This is a genomic window from Vibrio sp. 397 (genome assembly GCF_033339395.1).
GTDB classification, from domain to species: Bacteria; Pseudomonadota; Gammaproteobacteria; order Enterobacterales; family Vibrionaceae; genus Vibrio; species Vibrio alginolyticus.
This window is the reverse complement of sequence record NZ_JAWOUN010000006.1, coordinates 235405-254222: the sequence shown is the minus strand read 5'-3', so window position 1 is coordinate 254222 and position 18818 is coordinate 235405. Positions and strand designations below refer to the sequence as shown.

Below are 18818 nucleotides of genomic sequence, written 5' to 3'. Positions count from 1 at the left end.
CCAGCCTCGTGCTGGCTTTTTTGTCTATTTGTTTTACAAATACTTTGCTGTTTCAATTAGATGATACAAAACTCAAAACGGGGTGAATGTCTTATTTTTTACACTAGAGGTTGCTATTTAGTGTCGTTAAGTCAATAGGTTAGATTATGATGGGATTTTTGTTTTGCAGGGAAGAATGATGAGTGTTATTCAAGTTGAAGAAAAGAAAGTAGAAGTGGGTAAAGTGCTTTGTGTTGGACGAAATTACGTTGAACATATTCATGAGCTTAATAATGCAATGCCTGAGCAAATGGTGGTATTTAATAAACCCGCAACTTCCGTATCAACAACTCTGCGTTCATTCCATCAAGAGCCCCTTCATTATGAGGCTGAAATCTGCTTTTTGATCAAGGATGGACGTTATTCAGCGGTTGGTTTGGGATTGGATCTGACCAAGCGTGGTTTGCAATCCTCGCTTAAAAATCAGGGGTTGCCGTGGGAACGTGCTAAGGCATTTGATGGCTCTGCTGTGTTTAGTCGGTTTGTCTCTTTGGATAACGTTGATATCAATGATCTTAACCTTGAGCTCTTGATCAACTGTGTTCGTGTACAAAAAGGTCACGTTAACCAAATGCTCTATCCGCCGCTAACTATCCTGGATGAATTAACCAGTTACACAACACTTCAAGATGGCGATGTAGTGATGACTGGTACACCAAAGGGTGTTGGTGAGGTACATGAAGGTGACATCTTCCTTGGTCGATTAAAGTGTGGCGATGTCACCTTGTTGGAGATTGAGTGGTTGGCGGATTAAAGCCAAATTCGCAGAACGAGAAATACCACCATACTGATAACCGTCGTTAAAAGAACATTTTTAGTAAAATACGCGATTAAAGCAGCCAGTACGGCAGCCAGTAAAAATGGGTTTTGCACATTGACGCTGAGCTCCCCATCGGGAATGAAAACGATAGGTGCCCAGATCGCAGTCAGTACTGCGGGGCTAGCGTAATTGAGTACTTTTTGAGTGCGCGTCCCTAATCGCAATGGCAGCTTGGGTTCTAAAAATAAGTAGCGGCTGGTGAAAACAAGTACCGTCATCAGTAAAATAGCCAACATGATCATTAGCGTTTCTCCTTTACTTGTTCCACAAAGTAACCAGTAAGCATGGCTAAAATGCTCGAAATCATCAAACTTCCCTCAATTTGATAATAGGTTAGGGCAACCGAGCTCACCAAAGCCACAAGAACACTCGCGAGCACCGCTGCATTTTTAATAGTCGGAACTACAATTGCGATAAAAGTTGCGGCCACAGCAAATTCCAAACCCATTTCGTTCAGTTCAGGGATTAGACTTCCCGCAATAATGCCCGTCAATGTCGCGACATTCCAAAACAGGTAAAAACTCAGACCAGCCCCAAGTGCATACCAGCGATTAAATTGTTTATCGGAATGGTGGCCTACAATCGCAAACAGCTCGTCAGTAAGTAAGAAGCCGAGTGATAATCGCCATTTTAGAGGGAGCTGTGAAATTTTACTGCGCATCGATACACTGTAGAGGAAGTGTCGAGAGGTGATAAAAAACGTTGTCAGTAACATGGTCACTAGACCTGCTCCCGTTTTAATCATTCCCATCGCGACGAGCTGTGCAGAACCTGCGAACAAAATGGCGGATAGTGCTTGTCCTTCCAAAGGGTGAAGCCCAGTATCAATTGCGAATGAGCCTGCGAGTAAGCCCCAAGGGAGCACTGCGATACTCAGAGGCATCATCGCAAGTGTACCTTGCCAAAATAGCGTGGCTTTTGATTCTTTTTGTAACGGCAAAGTGTGGTCCATAGTTTCTTCTTATTTATTCCTAAATCAGATTACCAAGATAGCTCGGTAGTCGCATAACGCCTTGTACAATATTGCTGCTTTAGCTGTGACGGACGTATTGGCCGGGAGTGACGCCCATGGCTTTTTTAAAGTGTCGATGCAGATGGCTTTGATCATGGAAGCCGCATTCTTGTGCCACGTCTGAAATTTTTTGTCCCATTTTTAGTAGCTTCTTCGCCATACGTAAACGTTGCTGAATTTGATAGGCATGAGGCGGAAAGCCAAATTGCTTTTGAAACTCTCTCAGCAGATGAAAAGGGCTTAATCCAGACAGTTTGGCGAGTTCTTCTAGTGAGACGTCCGTTTGTGGAAAGTCTTCCAAAAATTCTCTGACTAGCTGCACTTGTCTTTGAGCTCTGGTTGATTCTTTCAGTGGTGCCCGATGAGTGCTGTGTTTACTGGCTAGCTTGATCAACGTGCCGTAAACCAAAGTTTCTCTCAATAAACGGTTGTCTGATTTTTCTAGTGTTTCAAATACCAATCGTAACTGACTAGCCAGCTCAGGATCGTAAACCACAGGTTGAGGGAAATAGGGCAGAGCTACATTTGGTGAACCAAGCTCTTGTCCTAAAGTTTGAAACTGCTGAGGTACGGGGTACATTGCTTTGTATTCCCAGCCGCCTTCCGAGGCTGAATGCCCGTTGTGTACTTCATCTGCATTAACAAGGATGATGCTGTCCTGTGGCGCGATATGATTCCCGCCCGTCCTAAAAAATTGTTGTGCCCCTTTTTCGATGACACCAATAGTGTAACCTTCGTGGCTATGGCGTGAAAAATTCTGCTTCTCATACTTTGCATCGAGAAGTTCTAAACCACCGAGCTCTTGAGCTATCTTGAAGGTAGCGATTTCCTTATTCTTTTCTTTCATCTTTATCCGGTCTGCTCAAGAAAATCATTTTAGAAGTGTAACGGATCCATCGTGCTTATTTTTGTACAAAATTGCTATTCGATTTTGATAAACAGGCGAATTGATTGCTATTTTTCAGCTGGGCAAACTATGATTTTTATTTTTTGATTTATCTTGGCTATTTTGGGCTGGATGATGTTATTTTGTTGGTATAACATTCGCCGCCTTGTTGTAGAAAAGCGGTTCCATCATGATTGATTTATCTGTACTTCCTGTTTATCTCACCGCAGTAGTGGCTTTGTTGCTGTTACCAGGGCCCGATATGTTGCTGATAGCGAGTTCTAGTATGAGTTACGGTAAGAAGGTCGGTCTTTTTGCTAGCTTAGGCAATGCGACGTCTGGTGTTATTCTTACTTTGCTTGCAGCAATGGGTGTATCTACCCTGATTGCCATGAGCCCAATAGCCCTTAAAGTCCTTCATCTACTAGGTGGCGCTTACTTGTTAAAAATGGGTTGGGACTGCTTACGAGCTGAGGCATCTTCGGCTCCAGAGCTTGATGGTCAAAACAAAATGGCATCAACTTATTATCAACGTGCTTTGATGAGTAATTTGCTCAACCCTAAAGCCTTGGTCTTTTTTGTGATGTTTTTGCCGCAGTTTGTCTCAAGCAATATCACGGCATCTTCTGGTGAGCAGATGCTAGCGCTAGGGTTATTGTTGAACGTTCTTGGCTTGTCATTCAATTTATTACTTGTTGGGTTAGCAGGCACATTGGGCAAAGGGCTGCTCAAGAACGAAAAATTCCGCACGTATCAACATAAACTAATGGGGTTAGTGTTTGTTATTCTGGCGTTGTGGATGCTGAGTAGTTTCGCCTTGTAAAGTTATCATATTCCATCAGAAAGCCAGCAATTGCTGGCTTTTTGTTTTAGGATATTGGTGTTTCCTAAGGAGAGGGTATATGAAGCTTGAATTTTGTTTAAATCCAGATCAAACAGACCTTGATTTTGTTCGTGAAGGTATTCGATCTTATAACCGACTGCATTTACCTGAAGGGGAAGTGCATGCTATAGGCTGTTTCGCAAAAGATGAGAATGGCAAGATCATGGGTGGCTTGACTGGCGAAATGTTTAAAAATACGGTGTTTGTTGAGTTTTTGTGGGTAGACGCTGAAAGTCGAACCTCTGGTCTCGGTAGTCAATTAATGTCGATGCTAGAACAAAAAGTAAAGCCTCATGGGGTTACCCATGTTTATTTGGATACCTACAGCTTTCAAGCTCTTGAGTTCTATCTCAAATTGGGTTTTGAGAAAGTGGGGCAGTACTCAGGCTATCCTGCAGAGGGCATCCACAAGTACTTTCTACAAAAGGAAATTGTAGGCTAGGGAAAGCACGGGTTAGCTTGACTTGTTCTAGTGAAAATCAAAAAAGAGGCGCGAATTTGCGCCTCTTGTTGTATCAAATATCTATGTTTCTCTTTGACTTACAAACTTTGCTGGTGCGCGTCGATAAGTTCGTTCATCTTCGCTTCTGCTGCTTGCTGTGCTTGTTCATAGCTCATATCCGCAGGGAAGAGGTTGATGACTTCGTAGTAACATTTTAGTTTTGGCTCAGTACCAGAAGGACGAACAATCACGCGAGATTGATCTTCTAGGTGATAAATCAATACGTCACTTGCTGGTAAGTCAATGGATTCTTCAGAGCCGTCGTCAAACATGCGAACCGATGTTTTAAGATCTTCGGTTACTGCAACTTTTTTACCAGCAATCTCTGTTGGTGGATTGGCTCGGAGTTTGTCGCCGATTGGTGGAGAGTTCGGGTCGAGAGCGATGCTGCGTTGTGCGTTGAAGTAGAAACCGTGCTCGCGGTACAGCTCTTCCAGTTTATCCCACAGTGTTTTGCCTTGCGCTTTAAGCTTGCCTGTTAGCTGTGAAAACGCGACGATTGCAGATAAACCATCTTTATCCCACACCTTGTTACCCACGGTATAACCGAGCGCTTCCTCATAAGCAAACAAGAATGGGTTGGTTTCTGTCTCTTGTTCCATGGCAACATTAGTAAGCCATTTAAAGCCAGTTAATGTTTGATAGTATTGTGCGCCATGCGCCTTAGCGATGCTGCTCAGCATTCTTGAGGATACGATGGTGTTGCCAACCAAAGCGTTAGGTTGCTGTTCCAGCAAGTAATCGCCAAACAGTGAGCCCACCTGATCACCTGTTAGCATTTGATACTCGCCATCTGGGCGTTTAACTGCCAAGGCAAAACGGTCTGCATCTGGATCGTTAGCGCAAGCGATATCTGCATCTACGGACTTACCTAATGCCATCACCATATCCATTGCACCGGCTTCTTCAGGGTTTGGGAAGTTGACGGTTGGGAAGCTTCCGTCAGGTTCGCGCTGTTCCTTAACACTTGCCACTTTTTGGAAGCCTGCGTCGGCAAGTAGCGTTTCCGCCATATTCGCGCCAACGCCATGCATTGCGGTGTAAGCAATAGATATATCGGTATTGTTGTCAGGAGTAAGCAGCGCGTTTTCATTCATTGTCTTACGGTAAGTTTGGTAGTAGTCGTCTTCCAACCAAACTAACAAACCGTGCTGTTTTGCATCATCGAGAGACATTAAAGGTAATGGCTTCGTTGTTGCGTCATCAATTTTCGCTGCGATTCCAGAGTCGTGTGGAGGAATAATCTGTGCGCCATTCTCCCAATATACTTTAAAGCCATTGTATTCTGGTGGATTGTGACTGGCAGTAACAACAACAGCGGCCGCTGCATTCAATGTACGGACACCAAACGCGACAATTGGGGTTGCTGCAACGTCATACGTTAGGTAAACCTTGATACCAAGGGCCGTCAGTACGGATGCGGTATCATGCGCGAATTGTTTTGAATCGGGACGACCGTCGTAGCCAATAACGACACCACGACTCGCGGCATCTTTGACTTGCTCAAGCAAATAGTTCCCTAAACCAGTGGCGGTCTCTTGAATCACCAAGCGGTTCATTCGGTTTGGACCTGCGCCCACTTTGCCACGTAAGCCTGCAGTACCAAAGGCAAGGCGTGAGCCAAAGCGATCAGTAAGTTCTTGTTCATTGTTCGTATCGACGAGGTGTTGTAGCTCTTCACGAGTCTTAGGATCAGGGTCTCGTTCTAGCCATTGCGTAATTAGTGCTGTCATATCAGTCATTCCTTAGTAGGGGGAGCCTACTTTCTTGGACACTTCGTTTGGTAAGTATCTCAATGTTTTCTTTTAAATCAATGTAAATGGTTCTCAATTACATTTCAAAGAGAGCAATCGATAAACCGAATTAATTTTTCTTATCCGAACAAAATTTAATCATATTTAATTTCTTGAAGAACCTTGGAACTATAACTAGCCTTTTAACATAAATATAACAAACCGTGTCGAAATCGTAGTTTTTGTGATTTTTAGTAAAGTTGTTCGATATTTGCATCGGGACGCAAGGAAGCTCGCGTAGGCGTAGCGGCTGAGCAGAGGAGAGATCTTTTGAAAAGATTAACGACTACTCTAGCCTTATCACTGAATGTGATTTTAATCACATTTCCCTCTTTTGGTTGGTCAAAGGAAAATGACTACAACATGACAAAAGGGGTCACAGAGATAAGTGGGCAAGTGTATGAATTACATATGCTGATTTTCTATATCTGCTGTGTAATTGCTTTGATTGTTTTTGGTGTGATGTTCTATTCCATCTTCCGTCATCGCAAGTCAAAAGGAGCAGTTGCCGCACATTTCCATGAAAGTACAAAAGTGGAAATTATTTGGACGGTCATACCCATCATCATTCTTGTCGCTATGGCGATTCCCGCAACAAAAACTCTAGTAGCAATGGAAGACACAAGCCAATCGGATATCACGGTCAAGATCACAGGCTCGCAATGGAAATGGCATTACAGCTATTTTGGCGAAGATGTTGAGTTTTTTAGTTTGCTTGCCACCAGCCAAAAACAAATTGATGGAATCGAAGCTAAAGGCGCACATTACTTACTGGAAGTAGACAACCCTTTGGTGTTGCCTGTGAATCGTAAAGTGCGTTTTTTGATGACTTCTGATGATGTCATTCACTCTTGGTGGGTACCGGACTTTGCCGTCAAGAAAGACACCATTCCAGGTTTTATTAATGAAGCATGGACAAGAATTGATGAGCCAGGCGTATATCGCGGCCAATGTGCGGAGCTATGTGGTCGTGCACACGGATTTATGCCGGTGGTGGTGCATGCGATGGAAGAAGAGAAGTTCGATGAATGGCTAGCGAGTAAGAAGCAAGAACTCGCACTTCAAAAAGCGGCGGCACAAGAAGCGCTCTCTCAAGACTTATCTATGGATGAATTGATGTCGCAAGGCGAATCGATATACACGGCGCGTTGCGCTGTGTGTCATCAGGCAAATGGTGAGGGGATTCTGGGTGCATTTCCAGCGATTAAAGGCAGTCCTATTGCAACCGGAGACGTTACAGAGCACATAGATATTATTGTCAACGGTCGCCCAGGCACCGCAATGCAGGCTTTTTCTAATCAGTTAAGTGACAAAGAAATTGGCGCGGTTATCACATATCAACGAAATGCATGGGGCAACGATACTGGCGATACAGTGCAAGCATCCGATGTGAATGCCTTTAAGGCACAAGACAGTGCTAAGGAGGAAATATGAGTAAGCCAATAGATAAGGCAGTGAAGTCTGCGCCAGCAGAAGCCAGTGCGAACAGTACCATTGCGATCGATGATGGTCACGAGCATCATGCACCCCAGGGCATCACTCGTTGGTTGTATTCTACAAGCCATAAAGACATAGGCACCCTCTACCTTTGGTTTAGCTTTGCGATGTTTCTAACAGGTGGTGCGATGGCAATGATCATTCGTGCCGAACTGTTCCAGCCAGGGCTACAGCTAGTCGATCCGCAGTTTTTTAATCAAATGACCACGGTACACGGTTTAGTGATGGTATTTGGTGCGGTGATGCCAGCATTTACTGGTCTTGCTAACTGGATGATTCCGATGATGATCGGCGCTCCAGATATGGCGCTGCCGCGCATGAACAACTTGAGCTTTTGGATCTTACCTTTTGCATTTCTTATTTTGTTGAGCTCGTTGTTTTTACCTGGCGGCGGTCCTGATTTTGGTTGGACGTTTTATGCTCCGCTGTCCACGACTTATGGCCCGGATAGCACTGCGCTGTTTGTATTCTCTGTTCATATCATGGGTATCAGCTCCATTATGGGCGCGATCAACGTTATCGTGACGATCGTAAATATGCGAGCTCCGGGAATGACTTGGTTCAAGTTACCAATGTTTGTTTGGACTTGGCTAATCACCGCTTTCTTGTTGATCGCGGTTATGCCGGTACTAGCAGGTGCGGTGACCATGATTCTTACTGACAAATATTTCGGGACTAGCTTCTTTGACGCAGCTGGTGGTGGTGACCCGGTAATGTTCCAACACATCTTTTGGTTCTTTGGTCACCCAGAAGTGTACATCATGATTTTACCGTCGTTTGGAATCATCTCCGCCATTCTGCCTGCTTTCAGTGGTAAGAAGCTGTTTGGTTATCATTCGATGGTTTACGCGACGTGCAGCATTGCATTGTTATCTTTCCTTGTGTGGGCGCACCACATGTTTACCACGGGGATGCCAGTTTTTGCTGAGCTCTTCTTCATGTATTGCACTATGCTGATTGCGGTACCAACGGGGGTTAAAGTCTTTAACTGGGTTGCCACCATGTGGCGTGGAGCTCTGACATTTGAAACGCCAATGTTGTTTGCCATTGCCTTTATTGTGCTGTTTACCATTGGTGGCTTCTCGGGACTGATGTTGGCGATTGTGCCGGCGGACTTCCAATATCATGACACTTACTTCGTAGTTGCCCATTTCCATTATGTGTTGGTATCTGGTGCCGTATTCTCGATCATGGCAGCGGCATACTACTGGCTACCTAAGTGGACGGGCAATATGTACGACCACAAGCTGAGTTTATGGCATTTCTGGTGCTCAATTATTTCCGTCAATGTCCTGTTTTTCCCAATGCACTTCCTAGGCTTAGCAGGCATGCCAAGGCGCATACCGGATTACGCCATTCAGTTTGCTGATGTTAATCAAATAGTATCAATTGGTGGGTTTGCATTTGGGTTGTCACAACTGATCTTCTTATGGTTGGTGATCAAGTGTATTCGTGGCGGGGAGAAGGCTTCTGCAAAACCGTGGGAACGTGCGGAAGGCTTAGAGTGGACAGTGCCAAGCCCTGCGCCGCATCATACGTTTACTACACCGCCTAAGATTGACTAGCAAAGAGTGGGGTGAGTGACATGAAATCGAATCCATCAAACAAGAAGCTCACAGTGAAGTTGCTTTTGGCGACCCTGTTAATGTTTGGCTTCGGCTATGCACTGGTCCCACTTTATGACGTGATGTGCGACGCACTGGGAATCAATGGAAAGACAAGTGAAGTAGCCGCCATTCAACCGACAGGTATGCAACCGGACATGAGCCGAACTGTTCGCGTAGAATTTATGGCGCATGTCAGCCCAGATATGCCTTGGGAGTTTAGACCCAAAGTGATTTCGATGGATGTTCACCCAGGTGAAGTCGTACAAACCGAATACCTTGCATTTAATGAAAGCGGGCAGAAGTTGGTGGGGCAAGCCGTTCCTTCTGTTTCTCCCGGGACTGGAGCTGCTTACTTCAATAAGATTGAGTGTTTTTGTTTTAACCAGCAGCCTCTGGATGGTAAACAGCAAGCTCAAATGCCGTTGATTTTTTATATCGAACCGGACTTGCCGGAGTCTATACACACGTTAACGCTGTCTTACACACTCTATAAACTACCCCCTCCTACAGGCTCCTAGCCACTCAGGGAGAGAGATACAGACCAAGGTTGGTCAGTAAGGAGAGAAATTATGAGTAACAAGCCAGGAACATATTATGTTCCCGCTCAAAGTAGCTGGCCGATCATCGGTGCATTTGCTCTGTTTTTGGTTGCTGTTGGCGCAGGCATGACCGTCCAGGGGACACAAAGTGACGGTGCAGTGGGAACCATTGGTGGCATTGTGCTAGCGGTGGGCTTCTTGTTCTTGCTTTACATGTTGGCTGGTTGGTTTAGTAATGTGATTACTGAATCACTGAGTGGAAAATACAGCTCGCAAATTACTCGTTCTTTTCGCCAAGGAATGAGCTGGTTTATCTTTTCTGAAGTGATGTTTTTTGGTGCCTTTTTTGGTGCCTTGTTCTACGCCAGAATGATTTCTGTGCCTTGGTTAGGTGGGGCAGATAATAACTTCATGACCAACGAAGTCCTGTGGCCAACCTTCGAAGCGATGTGGCCACTCACACTGACGCCGGGAGGAGAAACAACACAAGCTATGCCGTGGCAGGGCATACCCCTTACCAATACTATCTTGCTGCTATTGTCGTCTATTACACTACATATGGCGCATATAAGCCTTGAACAAGACAAAAGAACGGCACTGATTGTTTGGTTAGAGATAACCATCGTACTTGCTGGCTTTTTCCTATATTACCAAGCGGTTGAGTATGTTCATGCTTATCAAGACATAGGGCTCACGTTGCAGTCCGGTATTTACGGTAACACGTTCTTCATGTTGACGGGGTTCCACGGTTTACACGTTTGTCTTGGGACTATCTTTTTGATCGTGCTGCTGTTCAGAATCGCTAAAGATCACTTTTCGCCAAAGAACCATTTTGCCTTTCAAGCGGGCAGCTGGTATTGGCATTTCGTGGATGTGGTTTGGTTATGTCTGTTTGTGTTTGTTTACGTACTTTAGGCGCAGTGTGAACTCTTGGTTCGACTAATAAGGGCGAGGGTTTGGTGCTAGCCAACCCGAGCTGAGCGCAATAAGCAAAAGGACGACCACCAAAGCGGAGAACATGACTCGACGGCCTAAGTAATGACTCATGGGTTTGTCTCTTTTTTCAGGATTATCTGGGTCTTCACGAACCATTTCGATAAGCGCTTTTGCGAGGTTGAAGATAATGAAAAGCAGCAAAAGGACAAGCGTCAGTTTGAATAGAAATACGGTGGACATGGCACCTCCGGTTTCATCATTGTTGTTATCAAGACAATTATGGCTATCGAAACGGTTTTGGGTTGCAGTTGGTTTAACTGTGGTTGTGTTTTCTCTTTTGGTCAAACTGGGTTTTTGGCAGTTTGAGAGAGGGCAGGAAAAACAAGCATTGGAACAAGCCATTCTCGCGCGTGCGGATAGTGCGTACCAAGCACTAAGCGTCGTTCTTGAAGACAACGACTGGCGAGAGGAAAGTATCCTCGGGAAAAAAGTGGAAGTTAATGTTGTTCCTCAGGCGTTTCCCGTAATTTTGTTAGACAACCAAACGCATCAAGGCAGTGTGGGATATTTAGCATTTCAGATTGTATTGACGAGCGATGAGCCTAGTACCTATGCGTTATTGGAGCTTGGTTTTGTCGAGGGAAGAGCAGAACGCTCAGTGTTACCAACGGTCACCAAACTCGATAATTCGACTTTCATCACAGGACGCCTGTACCGAAAATCTACTAATCCACTGAGTTCAGAGTTAATGCCGGAAGTTGGCGATGTTATTCGCGTGCAAAACCTAAACATCGCGCAATTGAATCAGCTACTGAATATTGAACTTATGCCCGCAGTCTTGCAGCCAGACAATTTAACTCGTTGGCCCTATGACTTTCCTTGGAATCCATTGCCACTCAATAGTGCCAAACATTTTGGCTATTCGATTCAATGGTTTTCGATGGCAGGTGTTTTCTTATTACTGACTGTAATTGTTTTTGTTCGTTGGCAAAAAAAGTTGCGTCACATGGAGGTGAAGCATGACATCTAAAGTAACCAAAGGACGACTAATGTTGATTGCGCTGGTTTGTACGTTCGCGCTTCCCGCTGTCATTGCAAAAGTCATTCTTACACAAGGGTGGTATCAAAGCGGAGTGACCAATAGAGGCGAGTTAGTCGAACCATACACGACGTTAGAGCAGCTTGGTCAAGAGTCACCTCTCAAAGACCATGGTTGGCAACTCGCTTATGTATTGCCTAACGAATGCACTGAGCAGTGTAAACAGCAGCTTTACCTGCTTCAGCAAAGCCATGTTGCTTTAGGTAAGTATCAAGAGCGAGTAGTGCCAGTCGTTTGGCAGACTGAGCATTCAGATCCCATGGAAGTATCGATGTTAGCGATGCAAATGAATGAATTGGTTACCGCAAAAGTGAAACCTGGGCAAATGTTGATCGTTGATCCTCTTGGGCAGCTGGTGATGTCTTACTCGCCGAAACCAAATGAGGACTTAGTCCTATTGAATAAAGGTATGTTGGCGGACTTACGCAAGCTCTTAAAACTGTCACGAGTCGGTTAGAGGAAGTGCATATGAAATTAATTCAGTTGGTTAGATTCAGTTTGCTGCTAACTCTCGTGGTGATCATGTTAGGGGCATATACTCGCCTTTCAGATGCAGGGTTAGGTTGCCCGGACTGGCCTGGTTGTTATGGGCACTTTTCTGTGCCGCATCAAGAAGAAGACGTCATACGTGCTAACCTGAACTTCCCCGAGCGGGCAGTAGAGCATGAGAAAGCATGGCTTGAGATGATTCATCGCTATTTTGCAGGAACGTTAGGTTTAGTCATTTTTGCGATCGCTGCAATATCAGTAAGGTCTGAGCGTGTAAATTCAACCATTCCGATGTTGCTAAGCGTATTGGTGATTGGGCAGGCACTTTTGGGAATGTGGACAGTTACTCTTAAATTAATGCCCGTCATCGTGATGCTTCACTTGCTCGGTGGTTTTGTTTTATTGGCGTTACAGGCGATTTTTTACTGCCAATTAAAAGCGCAAAACAATCTCTATTTCTCTCCATCTTCTAGCTCTCTGAGAGGCTTTTCATTGTTGGTTTTTCTGGTTGTTTTGGTGCAAGTGCTCCTTGGAGGATGGACTTCGTCAAATTATGCCGCGCTGATGTGTACCACACTGCCGATTTGTGAGGGAGACTGGATGAGCCATCTCTCATGGAAAGAAGCGTTTTCTTTCTGGCAAACTGGATTCGAGAATTATGAATTTGGTGTTTTGGAGTATCCGGCAAGAATGACTATACACGTCACTCATCGTATAGGCGCTATTGTTACCGCCACCGTGGTATTGGCTTATAGTATTGGGCTTATGAGGCAAGATTCTCATCATTCACAGAGAATCGGAGGGTGGTTGTTATTCACGCTGGTGTGCCAAATTATGCTGGGTGTAAGCAACGTAGTATTTCAACTTCCTATTTATGTCGCGGTGGCGCACAACCTTGGTGCCGCTGTTATGTTGAGTCTCGTTTGTGTTAGCCAGTTTTACTTGTGGCAGGGTAAAACGGCTTGGAATTACACCGCGAAAGGAGTTCGCTATGAGTAAAGAAATCGCGCTGTCGTTAAATGGGCGAAAGCGACTAAGTTCCGTTTATTTGAAGTTAACGAAACCTAAAGTGGTGGCGTTAATGTTGGTGACGGCAGTAGTAGGGATGAGCTTAGCCCCAGTTGATGATTTCCCCTGGTTTCAGGCGGTAGTTGGCCTAACGGGGATTGGTCTGATGGCCGGGTCTGCGGCAGCGTTTAATCATCTAATTGACCGCCGAATTGATGCGAAAATGGCACGCACACACAAACGACCATTGCCATCGGGTGAGACTAAGCCATCATCGGTGATAGCCTTCGCTACAGTTTTAGGTGTCTTAGGGTTTGTACTTCTATATGCGATGGTCAACCCGCTGACGGCATGGTTGACTTTGATGAGTTTGCTCGGCTATGCGATGGTATACACAATGTACCTCAAACGTGCTACGCCCCAAAATATCGTCATTGCAGGGATTGCCGGTGCGATGCCGCCTCTTCTCGGTTGGACTGCTGTAACAGGGCAATTACATGCGAATGCTTGGCTGCTCGTGATGATCATTTTTATCTGGACGCCACCACATTTTTGGGCTCTGGCTATTCATCGTGTCGAGGATTACCGCAAGGTAGATATTCCCATGCTGCCAGTGACACACGGCATTGAGTACACCAAAACTTCTATTCTGTTGTATACGGTGCTATTGACTTTGGTTTGTGTCCTACCGGTTTTGGTTGGTATGGTCGGCGTGGTGTATCTTTTTGCCTCGCTACTCCTCAATGCTGGCTTTATGTACCATGCATGGAAGCTAAAATATGCACCAGAGCCAAATACCGCGATGGAGACGTTTAAATTCTCTATCTATCATCTTTTGGCGTTGTTCATTGCATTGCTTTCGGATCACTATATTGGTTTTTAACCTTTCTTAAAACAGAAAACGCCGCGTGGTTCGCGGCGTTTTTGGTTTTGATACTTTGGCTTTAAGACAAAGCTTTCTAGATTTATTGAATTTCTAGCAGTTCAACATCAAAGATCAAAACACTTGCTGGTGGAATTGGGCCAGAGCCACTCTTACCATAGCCAAGCGTGCTTGGTACGAAAAGGCGGATTTTCTCACCTTCTACCATGTATTGTAGACCTTCTTGCCAGCCTTTAATGACTTGGTTAAGACCAAATGAAATCGGCTCACCACGATTAACAGAGCTATCGAATACCGTGCCATCAATCAAGGTGCCGTGGTAGTGTACTTTTACTTTACTTGTTGCCGTTGGGTGAACCTCACCTTCGCCTTTTTCAAGAACCATGTATTGAAGGCCACTTTCTGTTGTGATGACGCCTTCTTTTTTCGCATTTTCTAGTAAGAATGCTTGGCCTTTGGCAAAGTTTTCATCTGCTACTTTATGGTTTGTCCAAGTACGGTAAATGAAAAAGCCCGCCAAAATAAAAATAATAAGAGGAAACAAAAATTTAGACACGTAATCTCCTTGTCTATTTAGGTTGTTTTAGCAAAAAGTTGATGGTTTCTGCCATGGCTTCAACGCTGTCATGACCACCAGTAATTACTTGATATTTTCCGTTTACGATAAAGGCTGGAACGGAGTTAATTTGGCCTCGCGTGGTGATCGCTTCTGCCTTAGTGATGTACTCAAACAGCGCTTTTTGCTGTGCTTCATCTAAATGGTAAGGGCTGATAAGGTTGCGAGACTCAAAGGCTTTCTCAACAGCGATTTGGCGTTCCTCAGCCGTTGCATCGGCACCCATTTGCACAGCAGTAAAAAGATCTGCCATAAACGCTTTATCTGGTGTTGATTCAAGCTGCATTACGGCAGTATAAAAGATGATGGCGCTCACTTGTGCACTTTCATTGAACGTTACATGCACTTTTTCAACGCTTTGATCGGTCAATGATTCAATTTGAGGGACAAACTCTTCCATTGAGCGGCAGTGGCCACAAGTTAAAGAGAATGCTTCAGTCAGGGGAGCTAAATCATATTCTTCAAGGGATACTGGCAAAACTTCGTATTGTTTGCCTTGCTGAGGCTGACTCTTGCCGCTATCGCATGCCGACAAAGCCATTACGGCAACAACAACAGCAAAGCCTTTCGATATGGTTTTTAACATAGTAGTGCTCTAAATGAGAAATTTGCGTTAGTTTATCGGTTAACGATAGTGACTAAAACCATTAAATAACAATAAAGTGAGACCATTGGTAACAGACTTAGCCTGACGTATGGGCTGTAAGGGTAGGGTATTTTAGTGTTGCTTTTTATTTGAGAGATGATTTGGCATTGACTCCAGTGGCATGAACGCTGCATAGACAAACCAATCGGTGGACAAAAGCGCTAAAGATTCGGCGTGTTTTGTCGACACAATGAACAAGAGTTTTTCTACGTTGGTAATGGTATGAAGCATTGGTTTTTAATTGTTTGTGGCATTCTGGCCGGGTGCAGTAGCCTCGATCAAGATATGGTCCCAGGTGGGAACATTTTAGATACAGCTCCTAAATCAAACACTGAGCTGAGACACCCAGAATGGGGATACCCGAGCGCATCCAATGTGGCTTCTTCCCCTCGTTCATATCAAACGGCGAGGGCGTCAGTAAAAAAGTCGCAAAACGTGACCTCTCTGGAAATGTTCCTGAGCAGGCATAACATTCCTCACGAGACGCTCAGTGGTGGTCACCTGATGATACGTTTGAAAGAGCAAGTGCATTTTCAAACGGGTTCTGCACGGTTATCTGCTCAATCTCAAGACTGGATTCGAAACATTGGTCACTATCTGGCTGGAAGAACTGATGTTGATGTCGTGATTGATGGTCATGCGGATAGCACGGGAGCTGAAAGCTTCAATGACACGCTATCTGAAAAGCGAGCTCGTGAAGTAGAAAAACAACTATTGGCGACGAGTATTCCACGTCAACGAGTGTTTTCTAGAGGCTTCGGGGAGTATGTACCGAAGTGCAGCAATGCGACAGCGAGTGGTAAAGCTTGCAATCGGCGCGTAGAGCTAACATTGATCGTGGATGAATAACGCAGACGTTAGGCGGTAATCTTCGTTGTGTTGTTCTTGCATACCCGTTATTTGCTTAGTGGAGTTTAAGTTCGGAGTTGAGCAAGAAGACTGAATAAGGAAAGCTCGCACGGCAACATCTAGCTAGAAAAAATAGAAAAGAGGCACCGTTAGGTGCCTCTTTTACATCCGCCAATGTTCATAGGGGGAACTTAGGCAAATTCTTTTTCAACGTAAGCGACGATGTCAGATGACTCGTATAACCACTGTGTCTCGCCATCTTTTTCGATACGAAGACAAGGGACTTTAACTCGCCCACCACCTTGCTCTAGTTCAGCTCGATGAGTCGGGTTATTTTTTGCATCACGTAGCTCAATGTTCACCGATTGACGCTTCATTGCACGGCGGACCTTTACACAAAAAGGGCAGGCTTCAAATTGGTAAAGTGCGTATTGTTTCGCTTTTTCATCAATACGTTGCTGTTCTTCTGCGGTGCGCTTAATACCACGAGGTGAGAACACCGCGTTCAGCAATAAGATAACCTTGCCTAAAATCCAACGGATAAACTTCATAATGATCCCTTGATGTTCATTGGGTAATTGTCCTTTAAGAATGCAATCATGATGCTTGTTGCACTGGACGTGGAGTCTATCAGTTGTTTGAAATGGATAAAACCATGTATTTTATGCGGAAAATAGACGTTTAAACCAACCCCAAAAGCCACTTGCTGAAGCCGGACGGGCTTCTTTACCTTGATAAAAACTTTGCATGAGTTCGGTTCTGAATGCATCAACGTCCATGCGTTTCATGACAAGTTCGTGCTGCAATGTATTTTGAGTCTGCTCGGCATGATCGTGCGCCAAGCTGAAATCCATATTTAAATAGCCTTGCGTGTATAACCAAAGGTGGGTGACTAAGATTAGGTCTTCAGCAGATTGGTTTGTAAACTTATCCGCGTGCTCATTACCCAAGGAGTCAGTCAGAACTTGCTGCATACGCTGGGTAGAGTGAGCATTTTGCTCGTAGTTAGCACTTGCTTCAATATGTGATTTGGTCAAAAGGCCAAGCAGGTGAAGAGTAGGTGCTGTTGAGGGTTTGTTCTCACAAACTTTTGTAAATAGTTGTGACTGTTCTTTTAACCAACGTCGCTTTGCTGCTTTATGTTCTTTAACAAAGGGGATTTCTTCAAATCCCATCTCTTGACTCAGTTCACTAAGAGACGTCATGGTTTTTTAGTTCCTTCACCGTTACTTCGATATGTTGATCATTGATATCAACAAAAATTGAGCTGCCAGTAATCATAACAGAAAGGTTAGTACCTCGGTCAAGGTGCTGACAAATCAAGTCGATAGCGTCATAGTCAAAGCTCTCTACGTTGACGGGAAGCATTGAGAACTTTCCTGACATTTTGTCCCACCAGACAGCCGCTTTGGTGTTATAAGTGTAAACTTTTACATGCTTTGCGAGGCGAGAAGCTTTCTTAATTCTGTCTGGTTCTGGTTCGCCAATTTCAATCCAGTGAGTAATGCTTTGATCATCGCCAACATGCCATAAATCAGGCTCTTCAATCGTAGAGAGTCCTTTTGTAAACTCTAGATTGCTTTGAGCATTTAAACAGTAAGCTAGAATGCGAGCCAACATTCGTTGCGGCTTTTCAGAAGGGTGAAGGGCGATAGTTAGATTTTTAGAATCGTAATAGTCATTATTCATATCGGAAATGGCGATACGAAATTTGTAAATGGTTGGTTTAAGAGCCATAGATTTATATCGTTTTGTTGGCAAAATAAGTTTTAGGCAAAAAAATAGCCAGCTTTAAAAGCTGGCTATCGTATCAAATTCTTTAAGAATTAAAGTACTTTGATTTGCTCTGCTTGAGGGCCTTTTTGGCCTTGAGAGATAACAAATTCTACTTTCTGGCCTTCAACTAGAGTACGGAAGCCGTCACCAGTGATTGCAGAGAAGTGAGCAAATACGTCAGGACCGTTTTCTTGTTGAATGAAACCGAAGCCTTTAGTTTCGTTGAACCACTTAACTGTGCCAGTAGCTGTGTTAGACATGTCTATTTCCTAAATATCTAAATAATGTAATCTTTCGCCTCAACGGCGCTTATAGCGTGGAAAAATAAATTGCTATTGCGTACCACAGGACGACGGGTTACAAGTAATCCAACGAAATGTGAAAACAAAGAACTTTCTTTCTAGCCGTGTTTGAGTCTAGGTTAATTCCACGAAGAGTCAACATATATTAGTGCTTTATGGACAAATATTTGTATTTAGTCACTATTTAACCAGCATGTTTTTGATTAAATTTCAAATAAATGACGGTGATGTGAAGTTTTTTAGCATAAAATTCAACTAAATCTATAAATTTGACTTATTTATATAATTATTGTCCAATCTGGTTCGACCATTAAGGAGGATTTATGGCAAAGCGTAAAATCAGTCCTCAACCGAGTGGCTCACAACATGAGACCGACTTCGGCAGAGGTGAAATCAAAGACAACGCGTTAAAAGCGGTTGTTACCAGTCAGCTGTTCCAAACACGAGTCGTTAAAGCGAAAAAAGGTAAAGGTAGCTTCAGCCGTAAAATGAAGCATAGAGGCAAAGAGCCCTATTCAAAGTTCTCCCCAAGGTGGATTTTGAATAGGGCTTTTTTATTGGTACTAGGTGTTTGCAAAACTGATGATATTCAATTTTTTAGTACCAGATAAGTTATTCCTAATTTATCATGTACTG

General features: G+C 44.2%; 24 protein-coding genes. 13 read left to right on the top strand and 11 right to left on the bottom strand.

Features of this window, described 5'->3' with window-relative positions; all coding sequences use genetic code 11:
• The first annotated feature begins 178 nt into the window (after nt 1-178).
• Nucleotides 179-793 carry a fumarylacetoacetate hydrolase family protein gene (locus R7P36_RS12390; protein ID WP_138939665.1) on the top strand — a complete coding sequence of 205 codons (615 nt, stop codon included), beginning with the start codon at nt 179-181 and terminating at the stop codon, nt 791-793.
• Here the strand turns inward: R7P36_RS12390 and R7P36_RS12385 are convergent.
• The 3 genes from R7P36_RS12385 to R7P36_RS12375 form a co-directional block, all read right to left on the bottom strand.
• On the bottom strand, nt 790-1101 hold the full coding sequence (locus tag R7P36_RS12385) for an AzlD domain-containing protein (RefSeq protein ID WP_005385193.1): 312 nt from the start codon (nt 1099-1101) through the stop codon (nt 790-792). The genes R7P36_RS12390 and R7P36_RS12385 overlap by 4 nt on opposite strands.
• Nucleotides 1101-1811, bottom strand: a complete 711-nt coding sequence (locus R7P36_RS12380; protein ID WP_138939617.1) for an AzlC family ABC transporter permease — start codon at nt 1809-1811, stop codon at nt 1101-1103. Before R7P36_RS12380 ends, R7P36_RS12385 begins: the two co-directional genes overlap by 1 nt.
• A 79-nt stretch (nt 1812-1890) precedes the next feature.
• Nucleotides 1891-2718, bottom strand: coding sequence for an AraC family transcriptional regulator (locus R7P36_RS12375; protein ID WP_005385198.1), 828 nt, complete (start codon nt 2716-2718; stop codon nt 1891-1893).
• A 229-nt stretch (nt 2719-2947) separates the two neighbouring features.
• Between R7P36_RS12375 and R7P36_RS12370 the strand changes: the two genes are divergently transcribed.
• On the top strand, nt 2948-3580 hold the full coding sequence (locus R7P36_RS12370; RefSeq protein ID WP_213900038.1) for a LysE family translocator: 633 nt from the start codon (nt 2948-2950) through the stop codon (nt 3578-3580).
• A 79-nt stretch (nt 3581-3659) separates the two neighbouring features.
• A complete protein-coding gene (locus R7P36_RS12365) occupies nt 3660-4082 on the top strand; it encodes a GNAT family N-acetyltransferase (protein WP_054701313.1) in 423 nt (140 codons plus the stop codon).
• 98 nt (nt 4083-4180) lie between these two features.
• On the opposite strand, the gene R7P36_RS12360 is transcribed toward R7P36_RS12365, so the two are convergent.
• Entirely contained in the window at nt 4181-5875 is a 1695-nt protein-coding gene (locus R7P36_RS12360) for a phospho-sugar mutase (protein WP_213900039.1), read from the bottom strand.
• Nucleotides 5876-6205: 330 nt separating this feature from the next.
• On the opposite strand from R7P36_RS12360, the gene coxB reads away from it, so the two are divergent.
• From coxB to R7P36_RS12340, 4 genes are read left to right on the top strand one after another with little or no spacing between them, the layout of a single operon-like run.
• Nucleotides 6206-7369: a cytochrome c oxidase subunit II gene (gene coxB / locus R7P36_RS12355; RefSeq protein ID WP_213900040.1), complete on the top strand. Its 1164-nt coding sequence runs from the start codon at nt 6206-6208 to the stop codon at nt 7367-7369.
• On the top strand, nt 7366-8997 hold the full coding sequence (gene ctaD / locus R7P36_RS12350; RefSeq protein ID WP_213900041.1) for a cytochrome c oxidase subunit I: 1632 nt from the start codon (nt 7366-7368) through the stop codon (nt 8995-8997). The genes coxB and ctaD overlap by 4 nt, the downstream gene beginning before the upstream one ends.
• 20 nt (nt 8998-9017) lie before the next feature.
• Nucleotides 9018-9557 (top strand): cytochrome c oxidase assembly protein, encoded by a 540-nt coding sequence (locus tag R7P36_RS12345; protein WP_213900042.1) that lies wholly within the window; start codon nt 9018-9020, stop codon nt 9555-9557.
• A gap of 51 nt (nt 9558-9608) precedes the next feature.
• Entirely contained in the window at nt 9609-10493 is an 885-nt protein-coding gene (locus tag R7P36_RS12340; protein WP_005385214.1) for a cytochrome c oxidase subunit 3, read from the top strand.
• Nucleotides 10494-10517: 24 nt separating this feature from the next.
• On the opposite strand, the gene R7P36_RS12335 is transcribed toward R7P36_RS12340, so the two are convergent.
• Nucleotides 10518-10754 carry a DUF2909 domain-containing protein gene (locus tag R7P36_RS12335; protein WP_005375504.1) on the bottom strand — a complete coding sequence of 79 codons (237 nt, stop codon included), beginning with the start codon at nt 10752-10754 and terminating at the stop codon, nt 10518-10520.
• On the opposite strand from R7P36_RS12335, the gene R7P36_RS12330 reads away from it, so the two are divergent.
• From R7P36_RS12330 to cyoE, 4 genes are read left to right on the top strand one after another with little or no spacing between them, the layout of a single operon-like run.
• The gene (locus tag R7P36_RS12330; protein ID WP_213900050.1) at nt 10753-11544 is read left to right on the top strand and encodes an SURF1 family protein; all 792 of its coding nucleotides are present in this window, start codon (nt 10753-10755) and stop codon (nt 11542-11544) included. The genes R7P36_RS12335 and R7P36_RS12330 overlap by 2 nt on opposite strands.
• Entirely contained in the window at nt 11534-12070 is a 537-nt protein-coding gene (locus tag R7P36_RS12325) for a hypothetical protein (protein ID WP_017635864.1), read from the top strand. The genes R7P36_RS12330 and R7P36_RS12325 overlap by 11 nt, the downstream gene beginning before the upstream one ends.
• 11 nt (nt 12071-12081) lie before the next feature.
• The gene (locus tag R7P36_RS12320) at nt 12082-13101 is read left to right on the top strand and encodes a COX15/CtaA family protein (protein ID WP_136976473.1); all 1020 of its coding nucleotides are present in this window, start codon (nt 12082-12084) and stop codon (nt 13099-13101) included.
• Nucleotides 13094-13993, top strand: a complete 900-nt coding sequence (gene cyoE / locus R7P36_RS12315) for a heme o synthase (RefSeq protein WP_213900043.1) — start codon at nt 13094-13096, stop codon at nt 13991-13993. The genes R7P36_RS12320 and cyoE overlap by 8 nt, the downstream gene beginning before the upstream one ends.
• 82 nt (nt 13994-14075) lie before the next feature.
• On the opposite strand, the gene R7P36_RS12310 is transcribed toward cyoE, so the two are convergent.
• Nucleotides 14076-14549, bottom strand: a complete 474-nt coding sequence (locus R7P36_RS12310) for an FKBP-type peptidyl-prolyl cis-trans isomerase (RefSeq protein WP_005375638.1) — start codon at nt 14547-14549, stop codon at nt 14076-14078.
• A gap of 13 nt (nt 14550-14562) precedes the next feature.
• Nucleotides 14563-15195, bottom strand: a complete 633-nt coding sequence (locus tag R7P36_RS12305) for a thiol:disulfide interchange protein DsbA/DsbL (protein ID WP_213900044.1) — start codon at nt 15193-15195, stop codon at nt 14563-14565.
• Nucleotides 15196-15477: 282 nt separating this feature from the next.
• On the opposite strand from R7P36_RS12305, the gene R7P36_RS12300 reads away from it, so the two are divergent.
• A complete protein-coding gene (locus tag R7P36_RS12300) occupies nt 15478-16104 on the top strand; it encodes an OmpA family protein (protein ID WP_025768460.1) in 627 nt (208 codons plus the stop codon).
• A 191-nt stretch (nt 16105-16295) separates the two neighbouring features.
• Here the strand turns inward: R7P36_RS12300 and R7P36_RS12295 are convergent, their stop codons facing one another.
• From R7P36_RS12295 to R7P36_RS12280, 4 genes are all read right to left on the bottom strand, one after another.
• The gene (locus R7P36_RS12295) at nt 16296-16655 is read right to left on the bottom strand and encodes a glutaredoxin family protein (RefSeq protein WP_005375631.1); all 360 of its coding nucleotides are present in this window, start codon (nt 16653-16655) and stop codon (nt 16296-16298) included.
• A 111-nt stretch (nt 16656-16766) separates the two neighbouring features.
• A complete protein-coding gene (locus tag R7P36_RS12290) occupies nt 16767-17309 on the bottom strand; it encodes a hypothetical protein (protein ID WP_064376785.1) in 543 nt (180 codons plus the stop codon).
• Nucleotides 17296-17841, bottom strand: coding sequence for a YaeQ family protein (locus tag R7P36_RS12285; RefSeq protein WP_064376786.1), 546 nt, complete (start codon nt 17839-17841; stop codon nt 17296-17298). The genes R7P36_RS12290 and R7P36_RS12285 overlap by 14 nt, the downstream gene beginning before the upstream one ends.
• A gap of 89 nt (nt 17842-17930) precedes the next feature.
• On the bottom strand, nt 17931-18140 hold the full coding sequence (locus R7P36_RS12280) for a cold-shock protein (RefSeq protein WP_005375625.1): 210 nt from the start codon (nt 18138-18140) through the stop codon (nt 17931-17933).
• 365 nt (nt 18141-18505) lie between these two features.
• Here R7P36_RS12280 and R7P36_RS12275 point away from each other — a divergent pair, with 365 nt between their 5' ends.
• A complete protein-coding gene (locus R7P36_RS12275; RefSeq protein ID WP_017821594.1) occupies nt 18506-18793 on the top strand; it encodes an alternative ribosome-rescue factor A in 288 nt (95 codons plus the stop codon).
• The last annotated feature ends 25 nt before the right edge of the window (nt 18794-18818 follow it).

Bases quoted from the DNA above. Each gene is read 5' to 3' on its own strand.
- R7P36_RS12390 (WP_138939665.1), top strand. From the start codon at position 179: ATGAGTGTTATTCAAGTTGAAGAAAAGAAAGTAGAAGTGGGTAAAGTG.
- R7P36_RS12385 (WP_005385193.1), bottom strand. From the start codon at position 1,101: ATGATCATGTTGGCTATTTTACTGATGACGGTACTTGTTTTCACCAGC.
- R7P36_RS12380 (WP_138939617.1), bottom strand. From the start codon at position 1,811: ATGGACCACACTTTGCCGTTACAAAAAGAATCAAAAGCCACGCTATTT.
- R7P36_RS12375 (WP_005385198.1), bottom strand. From the start codon at position 2,718: ATGAAAGAAAAGAATAAGGAAATCGCTACCTTCAAGATAGCTCAAGAG.
- R7P36_RS12370 (WP_213900038.1), top strand. From the start codon at position 2,948: ATGATTGATTTATCTGTACTTCCTGTTTATCTCACCGCAGTAGTGGCT.
- R7P36_RS12365 (WP_054701313.1), top strand. From the start codon at position 3,660: ATGAAGCTTGAATTTTGTTTAAATCCAGATCAAACAGACCTTGATTTT.
- R7P36_RS12360 (WP_213900039.1), bottom strand. From the start codon at position 5,875: ATGACAGCACTAATTACGCAATGGCTAGAACGAGACCCTGATCCTAAG.
- ctaD (WP_213900041.1), top strand. From the start codon at position 7,366: ATGAGTAAGCCAATAGATAAGGCAGTGAAGTCTGCGCCAGCAGAAGCC.
- R7P36_RS12345 (WP_213900042.1), top strand. From the start codon at position 9,018: ATGAAATCGAATCCATCAAACAAGAAGCTCACAGTGAAGTTGCTTTTG.
- R7P36_RS12340 (WP_005385214.1), top strand. From the start codon at position 9,609: ATGAGTAACAAGCCAGGAACATATTATGTTCCCGCTCAAAGTAGCTGG.
- R7P36_RS12330 (WP_213900050.1), top strand. From the start codon at position 10,753: ATGGCACCTCCGGTTTCATCATTGTTGTTATCAAGACAATTATGGCTA.
- R7P36_RS12335 (WP_005375504.1), bottom strand. From the start codon at position 10,754: ATGTCCACCGTATTTCTATTCAAACTGACGCTTGTCCTTTTGCTGCTT.
- R7P36_RS12325 (WP_017635864.1), top strand. From the start codon at position 11,534: ATGACATCTAAAGTAACCAAAGGACGACTAATGTTGATTGCGCTGGTT.
- R7P36_RS12320 (WP_136976473.1), top strand. From the start codon at position 12,082: ATGAAATTAATTCAGTTGGTTAGATTCAGTTTGCTGCTAACTCTCGTG.
- cyoE (WP_213900043.1), top strand. From the start codon at position 13,094: ATGAGTAAAGAAATCGCGCTGTCGTTAAATGGGCGAAAGCGACTAAGT.
- R7P36_RS12305 (WP_213900044.1), bottom strand. From the start codon at position 15,195: ATGTTAAAAACCATATCGAAAGGCTTTGCTGTTGTTGTTGCCGTAATG.
- R7P36_RS12300 (WP_025768460.1), top strand. From the start codon at position 15,478: ATGAAGCATTGGTTTTTAATTGTTTGTGGCATTCTGGCCGGGTGCAGT.
- R7P36_RS12295 (WP_005375631.1), bottom strand. From the start codon at position 16,655: ATGAAGTTTATCCGTTGGATTTTAGGCAAGGTTATCTTATTGCTGAAC.
- R7P36_RS12290 (WP_064376785.1), bottom strand. From the start codon at position 17,309: ATGACGTCTCTTAGTGAACTGAGTCAAGAGATGGGATTTGAAGAAATC.
- R7P36_RS12285 (WP_064376786.1), bottom strand. From the start codon at position 17,841: ATGGCTCTTAAACCAACCATTTACAAATTTCGTATCGCCATTTCCGAT.
- R7P36_RS12280 (WP_005375625.1), bottom strand. From the start codon at position 18,140: ATGTCTAACACAGCTACTGGCACAGTTAAGTGGTTCAACGAAACTAAA.
- R7P36_RS12275 (WP_017821594.1), top strand. From the start codon at position 18,506: ATGGCAAAGCGTAAAATCAGTCCTCAACCGAGTGGCTCACAACATGAG.